Source organism: Streptomyces sp. NPDC091271 (assembly GCF_044757505.1).
Lineage (GTDB): Bacteria > Actinomycetota > Actinomycetes > Streptomycetales > Streptomycetaceae > Streptomyces.
Genome location: NZ_JBIVVD010000012.1, coordinates 34280 through 55331 on the forward strand (window position 1 = coordinate 34280; position 21052 = coordinate 55331).

The 21052-nt window shown below is 71.8% G+C and carries 23 protein-coding genes; 6 read left to right on the plus strand and 17 right to left on the minus strand.

Annotated features, from left to right (window positions below; genetic code table 11):
- Nucleotides 1–163 precede the first annotated feature (163 nt).
- Nucleotides 164–748 (plus strand): SCO3374 family protein, encoded by a 585-nt coding sequence (locus ACIQM3_RS36080; protein WP_401632229.1) that lies wholly within the window; start codon nucleotides 164–166, stop codon nucleotides 746–748.
- Here the strand turns inward: ACIQM3_RS36080 and ACIQM3_RS36085 are convergent.
- The 10 genes from ACIQM3_RS36085 to ACIQM3_RS36130 form a co-directional block, all read right to left on the minus strand.
- Nucleotides 727–1062, minus strand: a complete 336-nt coding sequence (locus ACIQM3_RS36085) for an Lsr2 family protein (RefSeq protein WP_073750230.1) — start codon at nucleotides 1060–1062, stop codon at nucleotides 727–729. The genes ACIQM3_RS36080 and ACIQM3_RS36085 overlap by 22 nt on opposite strands.
- A 144-nt stretch (nucleotides 1063–1206) precedes the next feature.
- Entirely contained in the window at nucleotides 1207–1704 is a 498-nt protein-coding gene (locus ACIQM3_RS36090; protein WP_104791746.1) for an amino-acid N-acetyltransferase, read from the minus strand.
- Nucleotides 1705–1833: 129 nt separating this feature from the next.
- Nucleotides 1834–2268: a BlaI/MecI/CopY family transcriptional regulator gene (locus ACIQM3_RS36095; protein ID WP_401632232.1), complete on the minus strand. Its 435-nt coding sequence runs from the start codon at nucleotides 2266–2268 to the stop codon at nucleotides 1834–1836.
- A 100-nt stretch (nucleotides 2269–2368) separates the two neighbouring features.
- Complete coding sequence (locus ACIQM3_RS36100; protein ID WP_104786906.1) at nucleotides 2369–2548, minus strand: hypothetical protein; 180 nt, start codon at nucleotides 2546–2548, stop codon at nucleotides 2369–2371.
- Between the two features lie 65 nt (nucleotides 2549–2613).
- Nucleotides 2614–3210, minus strand: coding sequence for a hypothetical protein (locus tag ACIQM3_RS36105; protein ID WP_401632399.1), 597 nt, complete (start codon nucleotides 3208–3210; stop codon nucleotides 2614–2616).
- A 140-nt stretch (nucleotides 3211–3350) separates the two neighbouring features.
- A complete protein-coding gene (locus tag ACIQM3_RS36110; protein ID WP_031091045.1) occupies nucleotides 3351–4148 on the minus strand; it encodes a type III pantothenate kinase in 798 nt (265 codons plus the stop codon).
- Nucleotides 4148–5197, minus strand: coding sequence for a carboxylating nicotinate-nucleotide diphosphorylase (gene nadC, locus ACIQM3_RS36115; RefSeq protein ID WP_401632234.1), 1050 nt, complete (start codon nucleotides 5195–5197; stop codon nucleotides 4148–4150). The genes ACIQM3_RS36110 and nadC overlap by 1 nt, the downstream gene beginning before the upstream one ends.
- 2 nt (nucleotides 5198–5199) lie before the next feature.
- Entirely contained in the window at nucleotides 5200–6966 is a 1767-nt protein-coding gene (locus tag ACIQM3_RS36120) for an L-aspartate oxidase (RefSeq protein ID WP_401632237.1), read from the minus strand.
- Complete coding sequence (gene panC / locus ACIQM3_RS36125) at nucleotides 6963–7976, minus strand: pantoate--beta-alanine ligase (RefSeq protein WP_401632239.1); 1014 nt, start codon at nucleotides 7974–7976, stop codon at nucleotides 6963–6965. The genes ACIQM3_RS36120 and panC overlap by 4 nt, the downstream gene beginning before the upstream one ends.
- Entirely contained in the window at nucleotides 7973–8941 is a 969-nt protein-coding gene (locus ACIQM3_RS36130; protein ID WP_401632241.1) for a Rossmann-like and DUF2520 domain-containing protein, read from the minus strand. Before ACIQM3_RS36130 ends, panC begins: the two co-directional genes overlap by 4 nt.
- A gap of 166 nt (nucleotides 8942–9107) precedes the next feature.
- Between ACIQM3_RS36130 and ACIQM3_RS36135 the strand changes: the two genes are divergently transcribed.
- On the plus strand, nucleotides 9108–10274 hold the full coding sequence (locus tag ACIQM3_RS36135; protein ID WP_401632243.1) for a threonine aldolase family protein: 1167 nt from the start codon (nucleotides 9108–9110) through the stop codon (nucleotides 10272–10274).
- Here the strand turns inward: ACIQM3_RS36135 and ACIQM3_RS36140 are convergent.
- Entirely contained in the window at nucleotides 10265–10423 is a 159-nt protein-coding gene (locus tag ACIQM3_RS36140; protein WP_401632246.1) for a hypothetical protein, read from the minus strand. The genes ACIQM3_RS36135 and ACIQM3_RS36140 overlap by 10 nt on opposite strands.
- 104 nt (nucleotides 10424–10527) lie before the next feature.
- On the opposite strand from ACIQM3_RS36140, the gene ACIQM3_RS36145 reads away from it, so the two are divergent.
- Nucleotides 10528–11640: a DUF5937 family protein gene (locus ACIQM3_RS36145; protein ID WP_401632402.1), complete on the plus strand. Its 1113-nt coding sequence runs from the start codon at nucleotides 10528–10530 to the stop codon at nucleotides 11638–11640.
- A 69-nt stretch (nucleotides 11641–11709) separates the two neighbouring features.
- Here the strand turns inward: ACIQM3_RS36145 and ACIQM3_RS36150 are convergent, their stop codons facing one another.
- Together ACIQM3_RS36150 and ACIQM3_RS36155 are read right to left on the minus strand one after the other, a co-directional pair.
- Nucleotides 11710–12384, minus strand: a complete 675-nt coding sequence (locus tag ACIQM3_RS36150; protein ID WP_401632249.1) for a response regulator — start codon at nucleotides 12382–12384, stop codon at nucleotides 11710–11712.
- 20 nt (nucleotides 12385–12404) lie between these two features.
- Nucleotides 12405–13613, minus strand: a complete 1209-nt coding sequence (locus tag ACIQM3_RS36155) for a sensor histidine kinase (RefSeq protein WP_401632252.1) — start codon at nucleotides 13611–13613, stop codon at nucleotides 12405–12407.
- A 96-nt stretch (nucleotides 13614–13709) separates the two neighbouring features.
- Here ACIQM3_RS36155 and ACIQM3_RS36160 point away from each other — a divergent pair, with 96 nt between their 5' ends.
- On the plus strand, nucleotides 13710–14708 hold the full coding sequence (locus tag ACIQM3_RS36160; RefSeq protein WP_401632255.1) for an SAM-dependent methyltransferase: 999 nt from the start codon (nucleotides 13710–13712) through the stop codon (nucleotides 14706–14708).
- A 75-nt stretch (nucleotides 14709–14783) separates the two neighbouring features.
- Nucleotides 14784–15926 (plus strand): NADH-quinone oxidoreductase subunit D, encoded by a 1143-nt coding sequence (locus tag ACIQM3_RS36165; protein WP_351279827.1) that lies wholly within the window; start codon nucleotides 14784–14786, stop codon nucleotides 15924–15926.
- A 54-nt stretch (nucleotides 15927–15980) separates the two neighbouring features.
- On the opposite strand, the gene ACIQM3_RS36170 is transcribed toward ACIQM3_RS36165, so the two are convergent.
- The 4 genes from ACIQM3_RS36170 to ACIQM3_RS36185 all read right to left on the minus strand — a co-directional run bounded on the left by ACIQM3_RS36170 (nucleotide 15981) and on the right by ACIQM3_RS36185 (nucleotide 19566).
- The gene (locus ACIQM3_RS36170) at nucleotides 15981–17009 is read right to left on the minus strand and encodes a hypothetical protein (protein ID WP_401632258.1); all 1029 of its coding nucleotides are present in this window, start codon (nucleotides 17007–17009) and stop codon (nucleotides 15981–15983) included.
- 126 nt (nucleotides 17010–17135) lie between these two features.
- On the minus strand, nucleotides 17136–18116 hold the full coding sequence (locus ACIQM3_RS36175) for a glycine betaine ABC transporter substrate-binding protein (protein ID WP_401632261.1): 981 nt from the start codon (nucleotides 18114–18116) through the stop codon (nucleotides 17136–17138).
- Nucleotides 18117–18168: 52 nt separating this feature from the next.
- A complete protein-coding gene (locus ACIQM3_RS36180; protein ID WP_401632263.1) occupies nucleotides 18169–18843 on the minus strand; it encodes an ABC transporter permease in 675 nt (224 codons plus the stop codon).
- 3 nt (nucleotides 18844–18846) lie between these two features.
- Nucleotides 18847–19566: an ABC transporter permease gene (locus ACIQM3_RS36185; protein ID WP_401632266.1), complete on the minus strand. Its 720-nt coding sequence runs from the start codon at nucleotides 19564–19566 to the stop codon at nucleotides 18847–18849.
- A 141-nt stretch (nucleotides 19567–19707) separates the two neighbouring features.
- On the opposite strand from ACIQM3_RS36185, the gene ACIQM3_RS36190 reads away from it, so the two are divergent.
- Complete coding sequence (locus ACIQM3_RS36190; protein ID WP_401632269.1) at nucleotides 19708–20883, plus strand: ABC transporter ATP-binding protein; 1176 nt, start codon at nucleotides 19708–19710, stop codon at nucleotides 20881–20883.
- Nucleotides 20884–21052: the final 169 nt, after the last annotated feature.

Genomic DNA, 21052 nt, shown 5'->3' on the forward strand with positions numbered 1-21052 from the left:
ACCCGCACTCACTGACAGTCCATGCGGCGCACCCCCGTTTCCTCCGCTACGGGCGAACAACTTCGCGCCGCCGAGGGCTTCCGCACGCCCCCGTATCGCACACGTAAGGCAGTCGATCATGGACGGTGCGTAACCACGGGACCGGTTCGACGGTTCATCGGACATGGCTTTCCTCGTCCCGCCTCCCCGCTCGTCGCCGGAATCCGGCGACCGCGCTCAGTGGTACGCCCGTGAACTCGACTGGGCCACGGCGGGCACATCGCCGGTCCTGCTGCTGACGGGGCTGCGCTTCGACGTCCTGGAGCTGCCCGCCTCCGCGGGGCACGCGGTGCTGCGCCGGGTGGGACGCACCGGCCCGGTGGCGCTGGCGGGGCAGCGGATGCGGCTGCTGGTGGCCGCGGGCAGCGCCGACGAGCTGCCGGGTCTGCTCGACTGGCTGGAGTGGGGCGGGATCGCCCTCGACCTGTCCGCCGTCGGCACGGGCGGGCACATCACGGCCCCGGTACCGCCCGGCGGGGCGGTGGGCTCGCCGGGGACCGCGGTCTGGCTGCGGCCCCCCGGATCGCGCCAGGAGGTGGAACGGTCACTCCCGGCCCTCGGCGGCCTCGGGAGCAGCGGTGGGGATGCTCCCGATCTCGTACGACTCGTGGACGCGGCGGCGACGGAATGCCACCGGGCCAGACTCGCTCACGCCCGGACGCACCTGTGGACCCATCGGCCGACAGGTCAGCCGTTCGCCTTCTCGTAAGCCTCACGGATCTCGGCGGGAACGCGACCGCGGTCATTCACGTTGTGGCCGTTCTCGCGCGCCCACCTACGGATCTCGGCCGTGTCCTTGTTGCCACCGGTAACGGCGCGGCCCTTGCCACGGCCGGTCGCGGCACGACCGCCGGTGCGGCGTCCGCTCTTGGTGTACGGCTCAAGAAGACCACGGAGCTTGTCCGCGTTGGTCGTCGTGAGGTCGATCTCGTACGTCTTGCCATCCAGAGCGAACGTCACTGTCTCGTCCGCCTCGCCACCGTCGAGGTCATCAACAAGAAGGACCTGAACCTTCTGTGCCACCGGATTTCCTTTCATCGAAAATGCAGTACGCGGAAAGGAAACCGCTTTTCCCCGGAAAACACAAACCCCTGGGAGAGGTTCAGGAGCTCAAGAGCGCGGGAAACGTGCGCGATTCGGACATAGGGTTCCGGCATCTTCCGCCGTTCACAGGTGCAGAAGCATCCGGCTGTTGCCCAAGGTGTTCGGCTTCACTCGTTCGAGACCCAGGAACTCGGCGACACCCTCGTCATAGGAACGCAGCAGCTCGCTGTAGACATCTCCGTCGACCGGTGTCTCTCCGATCTCCGTGAAGCCGTGCGCGGCGAAGAAGTCGACTTCGAACGTGAGACAGAAAACCCGGCGGACACCGAGCCAGCGCGCGGTCTGCAAGAGCTTGTCCAGGACCTGGTGTCCGACTCCGGCGCCCTTGATGGCGTGGTCCACGGCGAGAGTGCGCACTTCGGCGAGGTCTTCCCACATCACGTGGAGTGCGCCGCAGCCGATGACACGGGCGTCCTCGTCGCGTTCGGCGACCCAGAACTCCTGGATGTCCTCGTAAAGCGTCACCGTCGCTTTGTCGAGCAGGATGCCTTCGGAGACGTAGCCGTCAAGGAGTCCGCGGACGGACGCCACATCGCTGGTCCTCGCGCGGCGGACGGTGATGGCCGGTCTATTTACCGACGGGCCGGTATGAACATCTGCGCGAGATCCCGTTTCCGGCCCGGTACGATCTCCGGTTTGCGTCTCGGTAGGGTGCTCGGTTTGCGACTGCTCTGGGGACATCCCCCGACGCTATCGCCCGCTCTCCGGCGGCGCCTCATCGGCCGGGGCCCCGTCATCGGGGCGGCTCTCGGCCGGTTCGGGGAAGGTGGGCGACACGACGCGCATCGCATCCCGGAGAGCTTCGCGCTGCTCCGCGGACATCATGCCGAAGAACGCGACCAGTGCGGCCGCGGGGTTGTCACTCTGCGACCACGCTTCGTTCATCAGTGCGGCCGAGTATGCGGCGCGGGTGGAGACGGCCGTATATCGATATGCCCGGCCGTCCACTTCCCGGCGTACCCAGCCCTTCTGATGGAGATTGTCCATTACCGTCATGACGGTCGTGTAGGCGATGGACCGTTCCTGTTGAAGGTCCTCGAGAACTTCCCGCACGGTGACCGGGCGGTTCCATTGCCAGACCCGCGTCATCACGGTGTCTTCCAGCTCTCCCAATTGGCGAGGCACGGCGTCACCTTAGTGCTAGATGTCTGGAATGGGATAATTCCGGGACGAAAAAAGGGCGCACGACTCCGGGGAGCCGTGCGCCCTTCATGCTCGGGCCGGGTCAGGCGCCCTCGGGCCTCGGAGCCTGCCGGGCCGATTCGGCGCGGGCGAGCGCCGCGTCCACCGCGGCGTCCTCCTTGGCCTTGTTCGGGCCGCCCTGGCTCTTGATGATCGTCCTGACGAGGCCGATGAAGAAGACGGCCATCACCACGGGGGGAACGAGCGCGGATACGTAGTCCATGACATCCAGGGTAGCGAGCCCGGCATTCCGGCCACTCCCGGGCACCCCTCAGGCGCGTCGGCACCTCAGGACACGGCGCGCTCCTCGGCCGGCGGCGCCGGAGCGGGCCGGCGACGGGGCGGGAAGACCTCGGACGGCTTCGGCATCGGGCGCTCGCCCGGGGCCGGAGGGCGGGCCGGCTCGGCCGGCCGCGACGGGGTCCGGGGCCGCTCGGGCTCCTTGGCCGCCGACAGGCCGCCGCGCAGAGCCAGCAGCCGGCCACGCGGCGCGGGCGTCGTCACGGGCACCGCGCGACCGGCCAGGCGCGCCCGCACCGAGCGCTCGGCCAGCACCTGGCAGCGCTCCAGCAGGGCCGCCGCGACCGGCCCCGCGCGCAGAGCGCGCAAGGCCGCGAGATCGTCCGGCCGGGGGTCGTAGCCGGCCGCCAGGGCGTCCTGGAGGAGCTCCAGGTAGCCGCTGAGCGAGCCGGGGAGCGCGTCGCGGTAGCGGGCGAGATCGGCGAGGAGGAAGGCGCGCAGCCGGCCCGCCTCGCTCACCACCTCGTCCACCGCGCCCGCGAGGCGCAGGCAGTCCTGGACATCCTCTTCCGGCAGGGGCGTGGGGTGGAGGGCGTTGGCGAGAGCACGTCGGAGCACCCGGAGCTCGTCCGCGCTGAACGCCATGCCGCCGCGTGATCCGTAGGGCGTGGGCATGACGCGACAATACGTGCTAAATGGACAAAATCGGCTTAACCAACCGCTCGGCGGCGCGGCGCCCTGCTCCGCGCCGCCGGCTCGTTCCCGCAGGTGGTCGCGGGCGCGCCCTACATCCGGGCGATGTTCCGCTCGTACACGAGACGCAGCCCGATGAGGGTCAGCCAGGGCTCGTGCTCGTCGATGACCGAGGACTCACCCAACACCATCGGAGCAAGGCCGCCGGTCGCGATGACGGTGACCTCGTCGGGGTCGGCCGCCAGCTCCTTCTTCATGCGCTCGACCACGCCGTCGATCTGGCCCGCGAATCCGTAGACGATGCCGGACTGCATGGCCTCGACGGTGTTCTTGCCGATGACGCTGCGGGGCCGCGCCAGCTCGATCTTGCGCAGTTGGGCGCCCTTCACCCCGAGCGCCTCCACGGAGATCTCGATGCCCGGCGCGATCACCCCGCCCGTGTACTCGCCGCGCGCGGAGACCGCGTCGAAGGTCGTGGCCGTGCCCAGGTCGACGACGATGGCCGGGCCGCCGTAGAGCTCGACCGCGGCGACCGCGTTGATGATGCGGTCCGCGCCGACCTCCTTCGGGTTGTCGGTGAGGACCGGGACGCCGGTCTTCACGCCCGGCTCCACGAGGACCGCGGGAACATCGCCGTAATAGCGGCGGGTGACCTCGCGGAGCTCGTGCAGGACGGCGGGGACGGTCGAGCAGATCGCGATGCCCTCGATGCCGTCGCCGAGCTCGACGCCGAGCAGCGGGTGCATGCCCATCAGCCCCTGGAGCAGGACGGCGAGCTCGTCGGCGGTACGGCGGGCGTCGGTGGAGATCCGCCAGTGCTCGACGATCTCCTCGCCGTCGAACAGGCCGAGGACGGTGTGGGAGTTGCCCACGTCGATGGTGAGCAGCATCAGGCGTCGGCCCCGTCGGGCCCGGCCGCGGTGTCGCGGAAGTCCAGGCCGATGTCGAGGATCGGGGAGGAGTGCGTGAGCGCGCCGACCGCCAGGTAGTCGACGCCGGCCTCCGCGTAGGCGCGGGCGGAGTCGAGGGTCAGCCGGCCCGAGGACTCCAGCACCGCACGGCCGCCGACGAGGGCGACCGCCTCGGCGGTCGCCGTCGGGGTGAAGTTGTCCAGCAGGATCAGGTCGGCCCCCGCTTCGAGCACCTCGTGGACCTGCTCCAGGGTGTCCACCTCGACCTCGATCGCGAGCTCCGGGTACGCCTTCCTGACCCGCCGGAAAGCCTCGGCGACGCCACCCGCCGCGATCACGTGGTTGTCCTTGACCAGTGCCGCGTCCACGAGCGACATGCGGTGGTTGACCCCGCCGCCGCAGCGCACGGCGTACTTCTCCAGGGCGCGCAGCCCCGGGGTGGTCTTGCGGGTGTCGCGGACCTCGGCCTTCGTGCCCTCGAGCACGTCGGCCCAGGCACGGGTCGCCGTCGCGATGCCGGAGAGCCTGCACAGCAGGTTGAGCGCGCTGCGCTCGCCGGTGAGCAGGTCACGGGTGCGCGTGGTCACCGTGAGCAGCTTCTGCCCGGGCGCGACGCGGTCGCCGTCCTCGACGTGGCGCTCGACCTCGAACTCGTCGGTACAGACGATGGAGAGGACGGCCTCGGCGACGCGCAGACCCGCGACCACGCCGGCCTCACGGGCGGTGAAGTCGCCGGTGGCGACGGAGTCCACCGGGACGGTCGCCACGGTGGTGACGTCCTCGCCTCCGTCGAGGTCCTCCTCGATCGCGACGTGGGCGATGTCCTCGACCTGCACCGGGTCCAGTCCGGCTTCCGCCAGGAGCTGGGCCAGGGCGGGGTCGAGGCCGCACTCCAGGCCGTCGGGGTCGTATCCGTCACCGCAGCCGCAGTCGTCGCCGCAGCCACCACCGGACTCGGCGGGGGCGCCGATGTGGATCAGCGGTACGTCCACAGGTGTGGGGCGCGGATTCTCTTCGGGCGTGCTCACGGTTACGGCTCCTCGGGGGCGTCGGCTGGGCGGTTCGGGAGGCCTGCAGGCAGTGCGGAGTCTGCCGGGTCTCCGGGGCGTACGGGCGGGAACGCGGAAGTGTCCGTCGTGCGGACGACGGGCCGCAGGTACGGGTCGACGCGGACGACCAGGTGGCGGCGCCAGGCGTCGTCGTCGCGCTCGGGACGGTCCTCGCGCCAGTGGCAGCCGCGTGTCTCCTCGCGCTCCCGCGCGGCGGCGACCAGCACCTGCGAGACCAGGAGGAGGTTCGTGGCCTCCCACGCCTCCACCCCGGGTACGGCGTCCTTGGGGCCGTCCTTCCCGGCAGCGGTCGCCGCACGCTGGAGGGCATCCAGCTCCCCGGCCGCGACGGCGAGGCCGCCGGCGGATCTGATCACCCCTGCGCCCCTGGTCATGATCCGCTGGATCGCGGTCCGCGACTCGGCGGTGAGCAGCGGGACGGTACGGGCCCCGGCGGGTTCCGCCACGGGGGTGCGCCGGGAAGCGGCCCCGGAATCGGTCCGGGGCCGGCCCACGATGTCGGCCGCGATGCGCTCGGCGAAGACCAGGCCCTCCAGGAGGGAGTTGGACGCCAGCCGGTTGGCGCCGTGCACGCCCGTGCAGGCGACCTCGCCGCAGGCGTACAGGCCCGGCACCGTCGTACGGCCCCGGAGGTCCGTACGTATGCCGCCCGAGGCGTAGTGCGCGGCGGGGGCCACCGGGATCGCCTGCGTGACCGGGTCGATGCCGTGCGCGCGGCAGGCGGCGAGGATCGTCGGGAAGCGCTGTTCCCACATCGCGGCGCCGAAGTGGCGGGCGTCGAGATACATGTGCTCGGTGCCGTGCAGGTGCATCTGACGGGTGATGGCCTTGGCGACGATGTCGCGGGGGGCCAGCTCGGCCAGCTCGTGCTGCCCGAGCATGAAGCGGGTGCCGGAGGCGTCGACGAGGTGGGCGCCCTCGCCCCGTACCGCTTCGGACACGAGCGGCTGCTGGCCCTCGGAGTCGGCGCCGAGAAACAGGACGGTCGGATGGAACTGCACGAATTCGAGGTCCGAGACCTCGGCGCCCGCCCGCAGCGCCAGTGCCACCCCGTCGCCCGTGGAGACCGGCGGGTTGGTGGTGGCCGAGAAGACCTGTCCCATGCCACCGGTGGCGAGCACCACCGCCGGGGCGTGGACGGCGCCCACGCCGTCGTGCTGGCCCTCGCCCATGACGTGCAGGGTGACGCCCTCCGTACGGCCTTCGGCGTCCGTGATCAGGTCCAGGACCAGGGCGTTCTCGATGATGCGCAGGGCGGCCGAGCGGACCGCCTCGACCAGGGCGCGGGAGATCTCGGCACCCGTCGCGTCACCCCCCGCGTGCGCGATTCGGCGGCGGTGGTGGCCGCCCTCACGGGTCAGGGCGATCGCGCCGGTGTCGGTGGTGTCGAAGTGCGCCCCGGTGTCGATCAGCCGGCGTACGGCGCCGGGCCCCTCGGTGACCAGGGCGCGCACCGCCGTCTCGTCGCAGAGGCCGGCCCCGGCGACCAGGGTGTCGTCGAGGTGCTGCTCAGGGGTGTCGCCCTCGCCGAGCGCGGCCGCGATGCCGCCCTGCGCCCAGCGGGTGGAGCCGTCGTCGAGGCGGGCCTTGGTGACGACCACGGTCGCGAGGCCGGCCGCGGCGCAGCGCAGTGCGGTGGTGAGACCGGCCACGCCGGAGCCGACCACGACGACGTCCGCGTCGATGGCCCAGCCGGGGGCGGGGGCGGTCAGCCGTATTCCGGTCACGTGAGAGCTCCGAGGGTCAGCGGGATGTTGTCGATCAGGCGGGTGGCTCCCACGCGCGCCGCGACGACGAGGACCGTCTCGCCGCTGACGCGGTCGTCGGGCACCTCGGTGAAGTCCGCCGGGTCCACGAGCGCCACATAGTCCAGGGTGAGCGGCACCGCTTCCTCCGCCGCCTCGTCCAGGACGGCCCGGGCGGCGGCCAGCACCGCTGCGGCTGCGACGGTCGGCCGGGCCAGCGCCACGGCCTGGGTGTCGGCGGCCGCACGGACCTCTCCGAGCTGGTTGAGGGCGGCGGCGCGGCCCTCGCGCTCCGGGACCGTCCGAGCGCGGGCGTGCAGCGTCTGCTGGGCGACCAGCCGGTCGCGGGCGGCGAACAGGGCCCTGGGCAGGGCCAGCGCGGTCCGTCGCTCCTCGGCGGAGAGGAAGCGGTTGCGGCTGGAGAGCGCCAGGCCGTCGGGGTCGCGGACGGTCGGCACCGCGACGATGTCGGTGCCGAAGTTGAGGTCGCGCACCATCCGGCGCACCAGCGCCAGCTGCTGGACGTCCTTCTGCCCGAAGAACGCCGCGTCCGGCCGGGTGAGGTGCAGGAGCTTGGCGACGACGGTGAGCATGCCGTCGAAGTGCCCGGGACGGGCCGCGCCTTCCAGCCGCTCGCCCATGGGGCCCGCGACGATCCTGACCTGCGGCTCGCCACCGGGGTACACCTCGTCGACGGAAGGGGCGAAGACCGCGTCCGCACCGGCCTCCGAGGCGACGGCGAGGTCGGCCTCCAGGGTGCGGGGGTAGCGGTCGAGGTCGGCGGCCTCGCCGAACTGGAGGGGGTTGACGAAGACGGTGACCACGACCTGGCCGTCGGGCCCGGCGGCGGCCCGCGCGGCCCGGATCAGCGTGGCGTGGCCGTCGTGCAGCGCGCCCATCGTCATCACGACGGCGCGGCGTGTCCCGGCGGCCTTGCCGAGGGCGTCCAGCTCCGCGGTGGAGCGCAGCAGGGTGGCGGGTGCGGTGTTCATCGCTTCTCCCCCGGCCCGGATGCGTCCGGCCCGTGTTTTCCGTTCGTTCCGTTCACACTGTCGGACAGGACGCCGAGGAGGTCCTCCGCGAACTCGGGCTTGAGCAGCCCGTGGTCGAGGGCCCGGTCGGCCGTGGCGCGCGCCATGGCGAGATATCCGGCCACCGTCTGCGGAGCGTGGGCGCGCAGCTCGCGGATGTGCGCGGAGACCGTCCCCGCGTCGCCCCGGGCGACGGGGCCGGTCAGTGCCGCGTCACCGGAGCGCAGGGCGTTGTCGAGCGCGGCGCCGAGCAGGGGGCCGAGCATCCGGTCGGGCGCGCCCACACCGGCCTTGCGGAGCAGGTCCATGGACTGCGCGACGAGGGTGACCAGGTGGTTCGCCCCGAGGGCGAGCGCCGCGTGGTAGAGCGGCCGGGACTCTTCGGCGATCCACTCGGGCTCGCCGCCCATCTCGATGACGAGCGCCTCCGCGGCGAGCCTCAGCTCCTCGGGGGCGGTCACCCCGAAGGAGCAGCCCGCCAGCCGCTGTACGTCGACGGAGCTGCCGGTGAAGGTCATCGCCGGATGCAGGGCGAGCGGGAGGGCGCCGGCCCGCAGCGCGGGGTCGAGCACCTTCGTGCCGTACCTGCCGGAGGTGTGGACGAGCAGCTGGCCCGGTCGTACGGCGCCGGTCTCGGCGAGGCCTTCGACCAGGCCGGGCAGGGCGTCGTCGGGGACGGTCAGCAGCACGAGCTCGGCGCGTGCGAGGACCTCGGCGGGGGTCACCAGGGGGACGTCGGGGAGCAGTGCGGCGGCCCGGCGCACGGATGCGTCGGAGACGCCCGACACCGCGACCGGGCGGTGCCCGGCGAGCTGCAGCGAGGCGGCGAGGGCGGGGCCGACCCGTCCCGCGCCGACGACGCCGACGGTGAGACGGGCGGGGCGGTCCCTCGCGTCGAGGGCTTCCTTGGAAACTGATGCGTTCACGCGGCGATGGCCTTCCGTTCCAGTCCGCGGGGGGTACCGGACGATTCCTCTGCATGCTACGCCAGCGTTTCGTCACGCACCCCAGCCGTCCACAGCCTGTGGATAACTTCTGGCGGAGGGAGAACCCGGAATGGGCGCCGTCAGCGGTCCGGGTGATGATCGTCCCATGGGAGACACCGAGGAGCAGAAGCAGCGACACCGCAGGCTGACCGCGTGGCAGCGGTCCGGAAAGGTGCTGGCGCGGATGTCCGCGGACCACACGCTGGCCGGCCGCCTGGCCGCCCTGGCCGCCGACGCCGGCACGGTCCACGACCTGGGTGACTGGACGGACGTCTACGGCGGCGGGGTCGTCGCCGAGGTGGAGCGGCGCACGGCCGGCCTGCTGGGCATGGAGGCCGCCGCGTTCTTCCCGACCGGGACGATGGCCCAGCAGGTCGCGCTGCGCTGCTGGGCGGGGCGCACGGGCAACCCGACCGTGGCTCTGCACCCCCTGGCCCATCCGGAGGTGCACGAACGCGGCGCGCTCACCTCGGTGAGCGGCCTGCGTACGGTGCATCCGACGACCGAGCCCCGGCAGCCCACGGCGGACGAGATCCGGGACTTCCCCGAGCCGTTCGGCACGCTGATGCTGGAGCTGCCGCTGCGTGACGCCGGCTTCGCCCTGCCCTCCTGGGAGGAGCTGGAGGCCGTCGTGGCCGCGGCACGGGAGCGGGACGCGGTGGTGCATCTGGACGGGGCACGCCTGTGGGAGTGCACGTCGCACCTCGGGCGCGGCCTGCCGGAGATCACGGCGCTCGCCGACAGTGTCTACGTGTCGTTCTACAAGTCCCTTGACGGGCTGTCCGGAGCGGTGCTCGCGGGCTCCGAGTCCCTGATCGAGGAGGCGAGGACCTGGCGCCACAGGTACGGCGGCCAGGTCTTCCAGCAGTACCCCGCCGCCCTCTCCGCCCTGCTGGGCCTGGAGCGGGAGCTGCCGAGGCTGCCCTCGTACGTGGCGCACGCGAAGGTGGTCGCCGGTGCTCTGGCGGACGGCCTCGCGGGGTCGGCGGTGCCGTGGTTCCGGGTGCACCCCGAGCCGCCACACACGCACCAGTTCCAGGTCTGGCTGCCCTACGCCGCGGACGTGCTGGACGAGGCGTCGGTGCGGCAGGCCGAGGAGACGGGCGTGACGCTCTTCCGCCGCTGGTTCGCGGCTCCGGCCGGGCCGCCCGGACTCTCGTTCACCGAGGTCACGGTGGCGGCGCCGGGGCTGGAGTGGACGGCCGGCGACGTGCGGGAAGCGGTGGCGGATTTCGTGGCGCGGCTCCAGGAGGAGGCGTCACCTCAGGAGTAGGGCGGGCGGTGCGCGGCCGTCCAGACGCGGATGCGCCTGCGGATGGTGCGCAGGACGTCCCGGTCGTGCGCGCCGGGCGGCGGGGGCGGGGCCTCACCGTGCTGCGCGGCGCGGTAGCTGTCGAACATGTACTGCTGAACGGTGTCCATGAATCCAGCCTGACCCCGGCCCGGCAGGCCCGCCCGTGGATTGACGGCCGCAGTCAAGTGACGTCGGCCCTCGCCCCCGCACCCCGCACCATGGAGGGGTGAGTGTGCACATCGACATCGCCGGCCTGCCTCCCGAGCGCATCGTTTTCGAGACCTCCCCTCTCGCCGAGCTGGGGCTCGCCCTCCATGCGCTCTCCGAGCCCGGCCACCACCCCGGCCTGCACGGCTGGGCGACCGCGACCTCCGCGGCCCTGGAACCGGACCTCGCGGACCGGCTCCACGAGGCGGAGTTCCTGTGGCGGAACACCTTCTCCGACGTCTTCATGCCGTTCGCCGGTGTGCGAGGCGGGGACGGCAGGACCGGATCGACCCTCGCCGAGGACCTGGACATCCTGGACAGGCTCGATGACGAGCGGTTCGTCTCGGCGGCCCTGGAGTTCACCTGCGCGAGCCTGTACGGAACGGGAGCGCCCTCGCCGCTCACCGACGCCGGGATGCGGACCCGCGCTCTCGACATGGCGGCGGCCAGGGGACCGAAGCAGCTCGCCTTCACCCGGCAGCTGCTGGCCGGCCCCGGCTCCGTGCGCGGCTGGGTCCGGCGCCTCTTCGAGGACTGCGACCAGGCCTTCTTCGCCGACACCTGGCGGCGCACCCAGGTCCAGCTGGTCGCCGACGCCCGGCACAAGACCGAGGTGCTGCGGCACAAGGGCGTCGGCGCGGCCCTGGGTGCGGTCTCCGCGGCCCTGTCTCTGGACGAGGGGACCGGCAGGATCAGCGCCGACAAGCTGACCACGGGCCGGACCGAGGCCACGGGATCGGCGGCGGGCACCGGCCTCACCCTCATCCCGACCAGCTTCGGCTGGCCGCATCTGATGGTGCTGCACGCCCCCGGCTGGCGCCCGGTGATCCACTACCCGGTGCACCGCCCCGAACTGCCCTCCCCCGCCTCCGTCGAGCTGCTCCAGCTCCGGATGGAGGCGCTGGCCCACCCCATGCGGATGAGGCTCTGCCGCAACCTGGCCCGCTCGCCGTACACCACCGGTGAACTCGCCGAGTCGCACGGCATCACGCCCCCCGAGGTCTCCCGCCACCTGGCGCTGCTCAAGAAGGCCGGTCTGGTCACCACCCGCCGGCGCGGACGGTACGTCCTGCACTCGCTGGACCTGACGGTCGTGGCACGCCTGGGCAGCGACTTCCTGGAGGGCGTGCTGCGGTGAACCGCGCGGGGTTCCGGCCGACTCCTTGTCCGGCCGACTCCCTTGTCCGGCCGCCCCGCTGAGGAGCGGTCAGCCCGCCCCGCCGCCTGCCCGCACCAGCCCCGTCTCGTACGCGAGGACGACGACCTGGACCCGGTCGCGCAGGCCGAGTTTGGTGAGGATGCGGCCCACGTGGGTCTTCACGGTCGCCTCGGACAGCACCAGGCGGGCCGCGATCTCGCCGTTCGACAGTCCCTGCGCGACGAGCAGCATCACTTCGCGCTCGCGCTCGGTCAGCTTCTCGACATGCTTGTGCCGGGGTTCCTTCTTGCCGCTGGGCAGCATCGGCGAGAACCGGTCGAGCAGCCTGCGGGTCGTGGACGGGGCCACCACCGCGTCGCCGCTGTGCACCGCACGGATGGCGGAGAGCAGCTCGCCGGGCGGCACGTCCTTGAGCATGAAGCCGCTGGCCCCCGCCTTCAGACCGGAGAAGGCGTACTCGTCCAGGTCGAAGGTGGTCAGGATCAGCACCTTCGGCGGTTCGGTCCGCGCGCAGATGCGCCGGGTCGCCTCGACGCCGTCCAGCCGTGGCATGCGTACGTCCATCAGCACGACGTCGACGGCCGTGGACCGCAGGACCTCGATCGCCTCGGCCCCGTCGCCCGCCTCCGCGACGACCTCCATGTCCGGCTGGGCGGCGAGCACCATCCGGAAGCCGGTGCGCAGCAGCACCTGGTCGTCGACGAGCATTACGCGGATGGCCATGGGGGTGTCCTGTCCTTCTGTCACTGGTTGGCCGGCTTGAGCGGGAGCAGCGCGCTGATCCGGAAGCCGCCGCCCTGGCGCGGGCCCGCGTCCAGCGTGCCGCCGACCATGCCGACCCGCTCCCGCATGCCGATCATTCCCTGCCCCGCTCCGTCCGCGCCGCCGTCCTCGTAGAGCTCGTGCGGGGCGCCACGGCCGTCGTCCTCGACCAGCAGGCCGAGACCGTCGTCGAAGTAGACCAGCCGCACGCTCGCCCCGGCGTCGGGGCCCCCGTGCTTACGGGTGTTGGTGAGCGCCTCCTGGACGATGCGGTACGCGGTGAGCTCGACCCCGCTCGGCAGCGGACGCGGAGTTCCCTCGATCTTGAAGTCCACCGCGAGGCCGGTCTCCCTGACCTTGCCGACGAGTTCCTCGATCTGTTCGACATCGGGCTGGGGGACGTACTCCCCGCTCTCCGGGGAGTCACCGGTCCTGAGCACTCCGAGCAGCCGCCGCATCTCGGCGAGCGCCTGGCGTCCGGTGCCGGAGATGGTCTCCAGGGCTTGCCGGGCCTGGTCGGGGGACGAGTCCATGACATACGCGGCGCCGTCTGCCTGGACCACCATCACCGAGACGTTGTGCGCGACGACGTCGTGCAGTTCGCGGGCGATACGGGCCCGTTCGGCGGCGACGGCGACCTTCGACTGCGCCTCGCGCTCCCGCTCCAGCCGGGCGGCCCGCTCCTCCAGCTGGCTGAAGTAGGCCCGCCGGGTGCGTATGGAATCGCCGAGCACCCAGGCCAGGACGAAGGGCACGGTCATCATCACGACGTAGCCGAGCGTCTGCGCCCAGCCCCCGTACGGTGCGTCGTCGGACCAGCGCAGCCGGGAGATCCCCGCGGCGACCAGACTGCATCCGAGGGCGAGCCGGGACGCCCAGCGCTCCCCCACCGTGGCCACGGTGTACGTGATCACCAGCAGGGCGAAGTCCGCCACGTCCGGCCGCACCCCGAACAGCAGCTGGGCGAGCCCCATCAGGATCGCGAGCAGCAGCATCTTCTCCGGCGCGCGGCGGCGCAGCGCGACCACGGCGCACAGCCCGACCGCGATCGGCACCGCGGCGACGCGCTCCGGCCCACCGCCGACCTGGCCGGCCACGATGGACACGCCGGAGAACCCGAGGAGGAGGACAGCCCAGAGGATGTCGACGCCCGTCGGGTGTCTGCGGATGAAATCGTAGAAGCGCTGCACATTACCCAGCGTAGGGACAGCTGATCGGTGCCCGGGTCAGCCGGAGGGCCGATCCGGGTCCTGGGACCGTACTCCCCAAGGTGGAGACTTGCCTATGTGACGTATGACTGGTGCCGCTGGCGGGAAGCCGCCGAGACCGCTTTGTACGGGGAAGAGGGCTTCTACCGGCGCCCGGAGGGTCCCGCGGGCCATTTCCGTACCTCGGTGCACGCCTCCCCTCTGTTCGCCACCGCCGTCGCCCGGCTGCTGGCCGGCACGGCACGGGAGCTGGGGACGGACTCGGTGGACCTCGTGGATGTGGGAGCGGGCCGCGGCGAGCTGTTGACCGGGGTGCTGGCGGCGCTGCGGGACGGGACCCTGGCCCCCGGCCTGGCCGTACGGGCGTACGCCGTGGAGCTCGCCCCGCGCCCGCCGGGCCTGGACCCGGGCATCGAGTGGTGCGCCCGGCCACCGCAGGGTGTGCGGGGGCTGCTGTTCGCCAACGAATGGCTGGACAACGTCCCGACGGACATCGCCGAGGCCGACGCGGACGGGGTGCCCCGCTACGTCCTCGTGCGGAGCGCCGACGGCACCGAACGGCTCGGCGATCCGGTGACCGGGGCGGACGCCCGATGGCTGAGCCGCTGGTGGCCGCTGTCCCGGCCCGGCGACCGTGCGGAGATCGGGTGGCCGCGCGACGAGGCCTGGGCGGGTGCCGTCGCGTCGCTGGCCGGCGGGTCCGCTGTGGCGGTCGACTACGCGCATGTACGGGCGTCGAGGCCGCCGTTCGGGACGCTGACCGGGTTCCGCGGAGGCCGTGAGGTGCCACCCGTGCCCGACGGGAGCTGTGACCTCACCTCGCACGTGGCCCTGGACGCCTGCGCGGCGGCGGCGGGCGGTGTGGCCGAGCTCCTCGACCAGCGGACGGCGCTGCGGGAGCTGGGCATCAGCGGCGAACGCCCGCCGCTGGCACAGGCGTCGGCCGATCCCGTCGGCTACGTCCGGGCGCTCGCCTCGGCCGGTGAGGCGGCGGATCTGACGGCGCGGGGCGGGCTGGGCGACTTCGGCTGGCTGCGGCATCGGGTCCCGGACCGTGAGGAGGGCGCCGGACCGTGAGGAGGGCCCCGGACCGTGAGGAGGGCGCCGGACCGTGAGGAGGGCCCCGGACCGTGAAGAGGGATACTGTCCCGCATGACGGAGACGACGATCGGCATCGGCGGCGCGGCGGAGAGCACCGACATGGTGCTGAACATCGGTCCGCAGCACCCCTCCACCCACGGTGTGCTCCGGCTGCGGCTCGTCCTGGACGGCGAGCGGATCCAGCAGGCCGAGCCCGTCATCGGCTATATGCACCGAGGCGCCGAGAAGCTCTTCGAGGCCAGGGACTACCGGCAGATCATCATGCTCGCCAATCGCCACGACTGGCTGTCGGCGTTCTCCAACGAGCTCGGGGTCGTCATGGCCGTCGAGCGGATGCTCGGCATGGAGGTCCCTGAGCGCGCCGTCTGGACGAGGACGCTGCTCGCCGAGCTGAACCGGGTCCTCAACCACCTGATGTTCCTGGGCTCCTACCCCCTCGAACTCGGCGGGATCACCCCGATGTTCCACGCGTTCCGGGAGCGCGAGGAGCTCCAGGCCGCGATGGAGGAGGTCTCCGGCGGCCGGATGCACTACATGTTCAACCGGGTCGGCGGCCTCAAGGAGGACCTGCCCGCGGGCTGGCTCGGCCGGGCCAGGGACGCCGTGGCATCCGTGCGTTCGCGGATGGACGTGTACGACCGGCTGGTGCTCGGCAACGAGATCTTCCGGGGCCGCACCCGCGGGGTGGGCGTGCTGTCCGCCGAGGCCGTGCACGCGTACGGGGTGTCCGGGCCGATCGCCAGGGCCTCGGGTGTCGACTTCGACCTGCGGCGCGACGAGCCGTACCTCGCCTACGGGGAGCTGCGGGACACGCTCAAGGTCGTCACCCGGACCGAGGGCGACTGCCTGGCCCGTTTCGAGTGCCTCCTGGAGCAGACGCACAACGCCCTGGACCTCGCCGACGCGTGCCTGGACCGGATGGCCGACCTGCCGCCGGGGCCCATCAACCAGCGGCTGCCCAAGGTGCTGAAGGCGCCGGAGGGCCACACCTACGCCTGGACCGAGAACCCTCTGGGGATCAACGGCTACTACCTGGTGTCCACGGGCGAGAAGACCCCGTACCGGCTGAAGCTGCGGTCCGCCTCGTTCAACAACATCCAGGCGCTCACCGAGCTGCTGCCGGGGACACTCGTCGCCGACATGGTCGCGATCCTGGGCTCGCTCTTCTTCGTCGTCGGGGACATCGACAAGTAGCCCCGGCCTCATACGGGCTCTCGCGCAACGGGCCTCCCGCTACGGGCCCTCCCGCTACGAGGAGATCGCGCTGCGCAGCTCGACGACGTCCAGCTGCTCCGTCTCGTCGTGCGCCGTCAGGTCGATGACCTTGCCGACGGCCCGGTTCTCGGCCGCGCCCGTACGGTGCGCCGCCAGAGCCTCTTCGCCCACCACGTCCGCGAGGTCCTCGTTCTGCACGGACTCGATCGCGGCGTTCGCCTTCTGCGTGCCGAAGAAGTCGAAGCTCCCCCGCGGGACGAGGTGGCGGCGCGCGGCGGCGTACGGGACGACGGCGGATGCCGCGGGCACGGCGCGGGGCGGGCGCACTGCTGCGGGGGACAGCTGCGGTGCGGGCAGGGTGGCCTGCGGACGGCGGTGCTGGAGGTCACCCGCTCCGACGACCGCCGCGTGCTTCCCCTTCGGGCTGTCGCCCTCCGGGTCCTTTTCCACCGAGCGCTCGGCGACGTCGCGATGCCGGGCCGGCTCGGCCGTGCGGCGCGCCTCCTGGAGCGCGGCGTTGCGGCCCAGGTCCTGCAGAGCCTGTGCGGCCCGCAGATAGGCGCCCGGAGTCGGTGTGGAACGGGCGGGCAGCAGCTCGCGCGGTGCGGAAGCCTCGATGGCGAGCTGCCTGCGGCCCTCCAGGGCACTGGCCCGCTCGGTCTCGGCGTTGGCGTACCGGCGCAGCAGCGCGGCGTGTTCGCCACGCAGCCCGGCGAGCTCCACGCGCTTGCGGCGCAGCTTGGTCTCCAGCCGGGTGCGCAGTTCCCTGGATTCCTCGAGGTCCGCCTCGAGTTCGGCTATGCGCTCCTCGGTCTTCCACTCGTCGCTCGCCCTGGCGCGGTTCAGCTCCGCGACACGCAGACCCGCCGCCCTGTCCCAGCTGCGCATCAGCCAGGCGCCGGTGACAGCCACAGCCGCCGTCACGGCCACCAGGACGCGCAGCGGCAGGGGTTCTCCGAGGAGCCAGGCGCCGGCGGCACAGACGACCGGCACTCCGGCCAGCACGGCGGGGGGCAGGATTCTGTGAAGGGGCGGCGAATGGCGGTGGCGTCCTCGTGGCATGGCCCGAAATTTACCGTGTGTACGAGTCACTTGGGAGACCGCCCGGCAATCTGTTCCCCGCCGGTTACCTAAGTGCCTCCGGTCCGGGTAGGGCGGGCCTCCCAAGTAGCCCTCGTCCATGCCTTTCTACTTCTTGATCAGACCCTTCGACCGGAGATAGTCCCCGGCCGCATCGGCGGGCTTGGCGCGCTCCGCGTCGACCTTGCGGTTGAGTTCCGCGAGGTCCTCCGTGGTGAGTACGTCGGTGAGCTTCCCGAGCGCTTCCGCGATCTCCGGCGCGCCCGCGTCCTTGGCATTGAGAACCGGAAGGACGTTGTCCGCGTTCTGCAGCTTCTTGTCGTCCTCCAGGAACACCAGCCCGTAGGAGTCGAGCACCGCGTCCGTGGTGGTCGTGAGGACCAGCTGGTCCTTACCGTCCTTGACCGCCTGCTTGGACTGCGGCGTGCCGACGCCCTTGGGGTCGATCCCGGTGACGTCGATGCCGTACGTCTTCTTCAGGCCGGGCGCGCAGAACGGGCGCACCTCGCACTCGTCGCCCGCCGCGATCTTCACCTTGATCTTCGAGGAGCCGAGATCGGAAAGCGTCTCCAGGTTGTTCTTCGCGGCGAATTCCTTGGACACCGCGAAGGCGTTCTGGTCGACCGCCTTCCCCGCCGGCAGGACCTTCAGTCCGAGCGGGGTGGCGAGCTTCTCCAGAGCGGCGACGGTCGCCGTCACGTCACCCGAGGCGACCGGCTTCGCCTCCGCCGCCTTCGCACCGTTGACCTTGGCGTTGAGGAATTCCGCGATCGTCGCCGCGTATTCCGGTACGACGTCGATCTCGCCCTTCTCCAGGGAGGGTTCGTACAGTTCGCGGTTCTTCACCGTGGTGATGGAGGTGTCGTATCCGGCACCGCCCAGGACCTGGGCGTACAGCTCGGCGAGCACCTTGGACTCGGTGAAGCCGGCGGCGCCCACGACGAGTGAGCCCTTCTTGGAGCCGGATCCGGCACCCGTGTCCGAACCGCCCTTCTCCTTCTCCAGGCTGTCGCCGCCGCAGGCGGCGAGCGACCCTGCCAGCGCGACCGCTCCGATGACCGCACCCGCTATGCGCGAGGTCCTTCTCATGTTGTTCTCCGTCCGCGAAAAATGGTGTGCACAGTCCGAAAAGTCAGCGCGCTCATACGGTCCGGCGGCGCCGCAGGGGCGACAGCATCCGGTCCAGCGCCACGAGGACGCCCTCCACCACCAGGGCCAGGAGGGCGACCAGCACGGCACCGGCGAAGACCTGAGCGGTGTCGTAGGTGTTGAAACCGGCGGTGATGATCCGGCCCAGGCCGCCGAGACCGACCATCGCGGCGATGGAGGCGGTGGCGATCACCTGGACGGCGGCGGACCGGAGGCCGGTCATGATCATGGGGTACGCGAGCGGCAGCTCGACCCGGACGAAGAGCTGCCCGCCGGACATCCCCATGCCCCGCGCGGCCTCCACCACCGACCGGTCCACCTCCGTCATCCCGACGTAGGCGTTGGTCAGCAACGGGGGCACGGCGAACAGCACCAGGGCGATGACCGTGGGCAGATAGCCGGAGTTACGCAGGGGCGTCATCATGAACAGGGCCAGCACCGCGAACACCGGGACCGCGCGCCCCACGTTGGAGATGTTGACGGCGAGCGAGCCGCCCTTGCCCACGTGGCCGAGATACAGCGCGACCGGCAGGGCGATGACGCAGGCCACCGCGAGAGCGATCCCGCTGACGTACAGATGCTCGGCCAGCCGGTGTCCCGCCCCGCCGTCCCCCGACCAGTTGGCTCCCGTGGTCAGCCAGGTCCACGCCTCCCCGACGACTCCCATGGATCAGACCGCCTCCGTCTTCGCGATGCCCGCCCCGGCGGATGCCCCGGCGGGCGTCCGTATCCGGGTCCAGGGCGTGAGCAGGCGTTGCACGCCGAGCAGCAGGAGATCCGCCGCCACCGCGAGCAGCACGCAGAGCACGGACGCGGTGAGCACCTGTGCCTTGAAGAAGCTCGGCAGCGCGTCCTCGATGAGGTTGCCGAGGCCGCCCTTGCCGACGAGCGAGCCCACCGTCGTCAGCGCGACCGTCGACACCGTGGCGATCCGCAGCCCGGCCATCAGCGCGGGCAGCGCGAGGGGGAGTTCGACCTCCCAGAGGAGGCGGACCGGCCCGTACCCCATGCCCTCGGCGGCCTCCCTGGCCTCCTGCGGGACCGCTTCGAGCCCCGCCAGGATGTTGCGTACGAGGATGGTCAGCGAATAGAGCACCAGGCCGGTGACGACGAGCGCGGCCGACAGTCCGAAGAACGGCAGCAGCAGCGAGAACATCGCCAGCGACGGCACGGTGTAGAGCACGGTCGTCAGGCCCAGCACCGGGCCCGCGAAATGCCGGCCGCGGCGCGCGAGCAGTGCGAGCGGGAATGCCACCGCGAGCCCTATCAGCACGGAAGCCGCGGTGATCCAGATGTGCTGGACGGTCGCTTCGGTCAACTCGTGGCTGCGGGAGCGCAGATACTCTCCGCAGATCCAGTCGTTCGCCACCAGGCAGTTCTGCTCGGCCATCCGCCCCCACCTCCTGTTTGCCCTCGCGATGCCGCCCCGGGTCCGGTCCTGGGTGACCCTATCCCCGACCACCGACAATCGCCGAGGCTGTCTTATTCCGGCAACATGGCCTTCACAGAACCCGCGTCACAATGGGGAATCATGATCCGTTTCGAGCACGTCACCAAGCGGTACGAGGACGGCACCACCGCCGTCGACGACCTTTCCTTCGAGGTCGCCGAGGGTGAACTGGTCACGCTCGTCGGGCCTTCCGGCTGCGGCAAGACGACCACCATGAAAATGGTGAACCGGCTGACCGAACCGACCGAGGGCCGGATATTCCTCGACGGGGACGACATATCCACCATCGACCCCGTCCGGCTCCGCCGGCGTATCGGCTATGTGATCCAGCAGGTCGGGCTGTTCCCGCACAAGACGGTCCTGGAGAACACCGCGACCGTTCCCCATCTCCTCGGCTGGGGACGGGAAAAGGGCAGGCGACGCGCGGCTGAACTGCTGGAACTGGTCGGACTGGATCCCTCCGTTTATGGCGGCCGCTATCCCGAGCAGCTTTCCGGCGGTCAGCGCCAACGCGTCGGCGTGGCCCGGGCCCTGGCGGCCGACCCCCCGGTTCTGCTGATGGACGAGCCTTTCGGCGCGGTCGATCCGGTCGTGCGGGAAAGGCTGCAGAACGAATTCCTGAAACTGCAGGCGCAGGTCCGCAAGACCGTGCTGTTCGTCACCCATGACATCGAGGAAGCCGTCCGCCTCGGCGACAGGATCGCGGTGTACGGGCACGGCCGCGTCGAGCAGTTCGACACCCCGGCCACGGTGCTCGGCGCTCCGGCCACGCCGTACGTCGCCGATTTCGTCGGGGCGGACCGCGGCCTGAAGCGGCTCTCGGTCACGCCCATCGAGGAAAGCGACCTGGACCAGCCGCCGGTCGTCCATCTCGACGATCCGCTGGCGAAGGCGACCGAACGGCTGCGGGCGGACGGCGCGCGCTGGGCGGTCGTCCTCGACGGCCAGGACAATCTGCACGGCTGGATCCCGGCGGGCGACGGCGCGACGGCCACGGGCACGGTCCGTGAACACGCCCGGCGCATGGAGGCCTGGCTCCCGCTCGGCGCGCCGCTCAAGCAGGCCTTCTCCACGATGCTGCAGCACGACGCGGGCTGGATCGCCGTCATCGACAAGGAGGCCACCGGACGCTTCCTGGGCGTGCTCACCCCTGCCCGGCTCCATGAGGCCCTGCGCCGCTCGATCGACGCGGACGCACAGGACGTGCCGCGCGCCGAGGTCGCCGTGGAGACCGTGGCGGGCGTCGGTACCCCCTGAACGGGCCCGCGCCCCGCCGTCCGTCCGGCTGAACGCGGCGCGGGCGGATTCCGGGACGCGGGCCCCCGGCCGGGAGCCTCGTAACGGCGCCGTACCGGACGCGGCCGGCGGGGACGGCGACGTCCGCCGATGTGCGTACCGGGCGCCACGGGCAGGGCGGGACCTCTCG

Excerpts from the sequence above, each read along its gene's own strand:
- ACIQM3_RS36190 (WP_401632269.1), top strand. The coding sequence starts at position 19,708 with ATGATCCGTTTCGAGCACGTCACCAAGCGGTACGAGGACGGCACCACC.
- ACIQM3_RS36165 (WP_351279827.1), top strand. The coding sequence starts at position 14,784 with ATGACGGAGACGACGATCGGCATCGGCGGCGCGGCGGAGAGCACCGAC.
- ACIQM3_RS36185 (WP_401632266.1), bottom strand. The coding sequence starts at position 19,566 with ATGGCCGAGCAGAACTGCCTGGTGGCGAACGACTGGATCTGCGGAGAG.
- ACIQM3_RS36180 (WP_401632263.1), bottom strand. The coding sequence starts at position 18,843 with ATGGGAGTCGTCGGGGAGGCGTGGACCTGGCTGACCACGGGAGCCAAC.
- panC (WP_401632239.1), bottom strand. The coding sequence starts at position 7,976 with ATGAACACCGCACCCGCCACCCTGCTGCGCTCCACCGCGGAGCTGGAC.
- ACIQM3_RS36150 (WP_401632249.1), bottom strand. The coding sequence starts at position 12,384 with ATGGCCATCCGCGTAATGCTCGTCGACGACCAGGTGCTGCTGCGCACC.
- ACIQM3_RS36100 (WP_104786906.1), bottom strand. The coding sequence starts at position 2,548 with ATGGACTACGTATCCGCGCTCGTTCCCCCCGTGGTGATGGCCGTCTTC.
- ACIQM3_RS36080 (WP_401632229.1), top strand. The coding sequence starts at position 164 with ATGGCTTTCCTCGTCCCGCCTCCCCGCTCGTCGCCGGAATCCGGCGAC.
- ACIQM3_RS36105 (WP_401632399.1), bottom strand. The coding sequence starts at position 3,210 with ATGGCGTTCAGCGCGGACGAGCTCCGGGTGCTCCGACGTGCTCTCGCC.
- ACIQM3_RS36135 (WP_401632243.1), top strand. The coding sequence starts at position 9,108 with ATGGGAGACACCGAGGAGCAGAAGCAGCGACACCGCAGGCTGACCGCG.
- ACIQM3_RS36175 (WP_401632261.1), bottom strand. The coding sequence starts at position 18,116 with ATGAGAAGGACCTCGCGCATAGCGGGTGCGGTCATCGGAGCGGTCGCG.
- ACIQM3_RS36140 (WP_401632246.1), bottom strand. The coding sequence starts at position 10,423 with ATGGACACCGTTCAGCAGTACATGTTCGACAGCTACCGCGCCGCGCAG.
- ACIQM3_RS36170 (WP_401632258.1), bottom strand. The coding sequence starts at position 17,009 with ATGCCACGAGGACGCCACCGCCATTCGCCGCCCCTTCACAGAATCCTG.
- ACIQM3_RS36110 (WP_031091045.1), bottom strand. The coding sequence starts at position 4,148 with ATGCTGCTCACCATCGACGTGGGCAACTCCCACACCGTCCTCGGCCTG.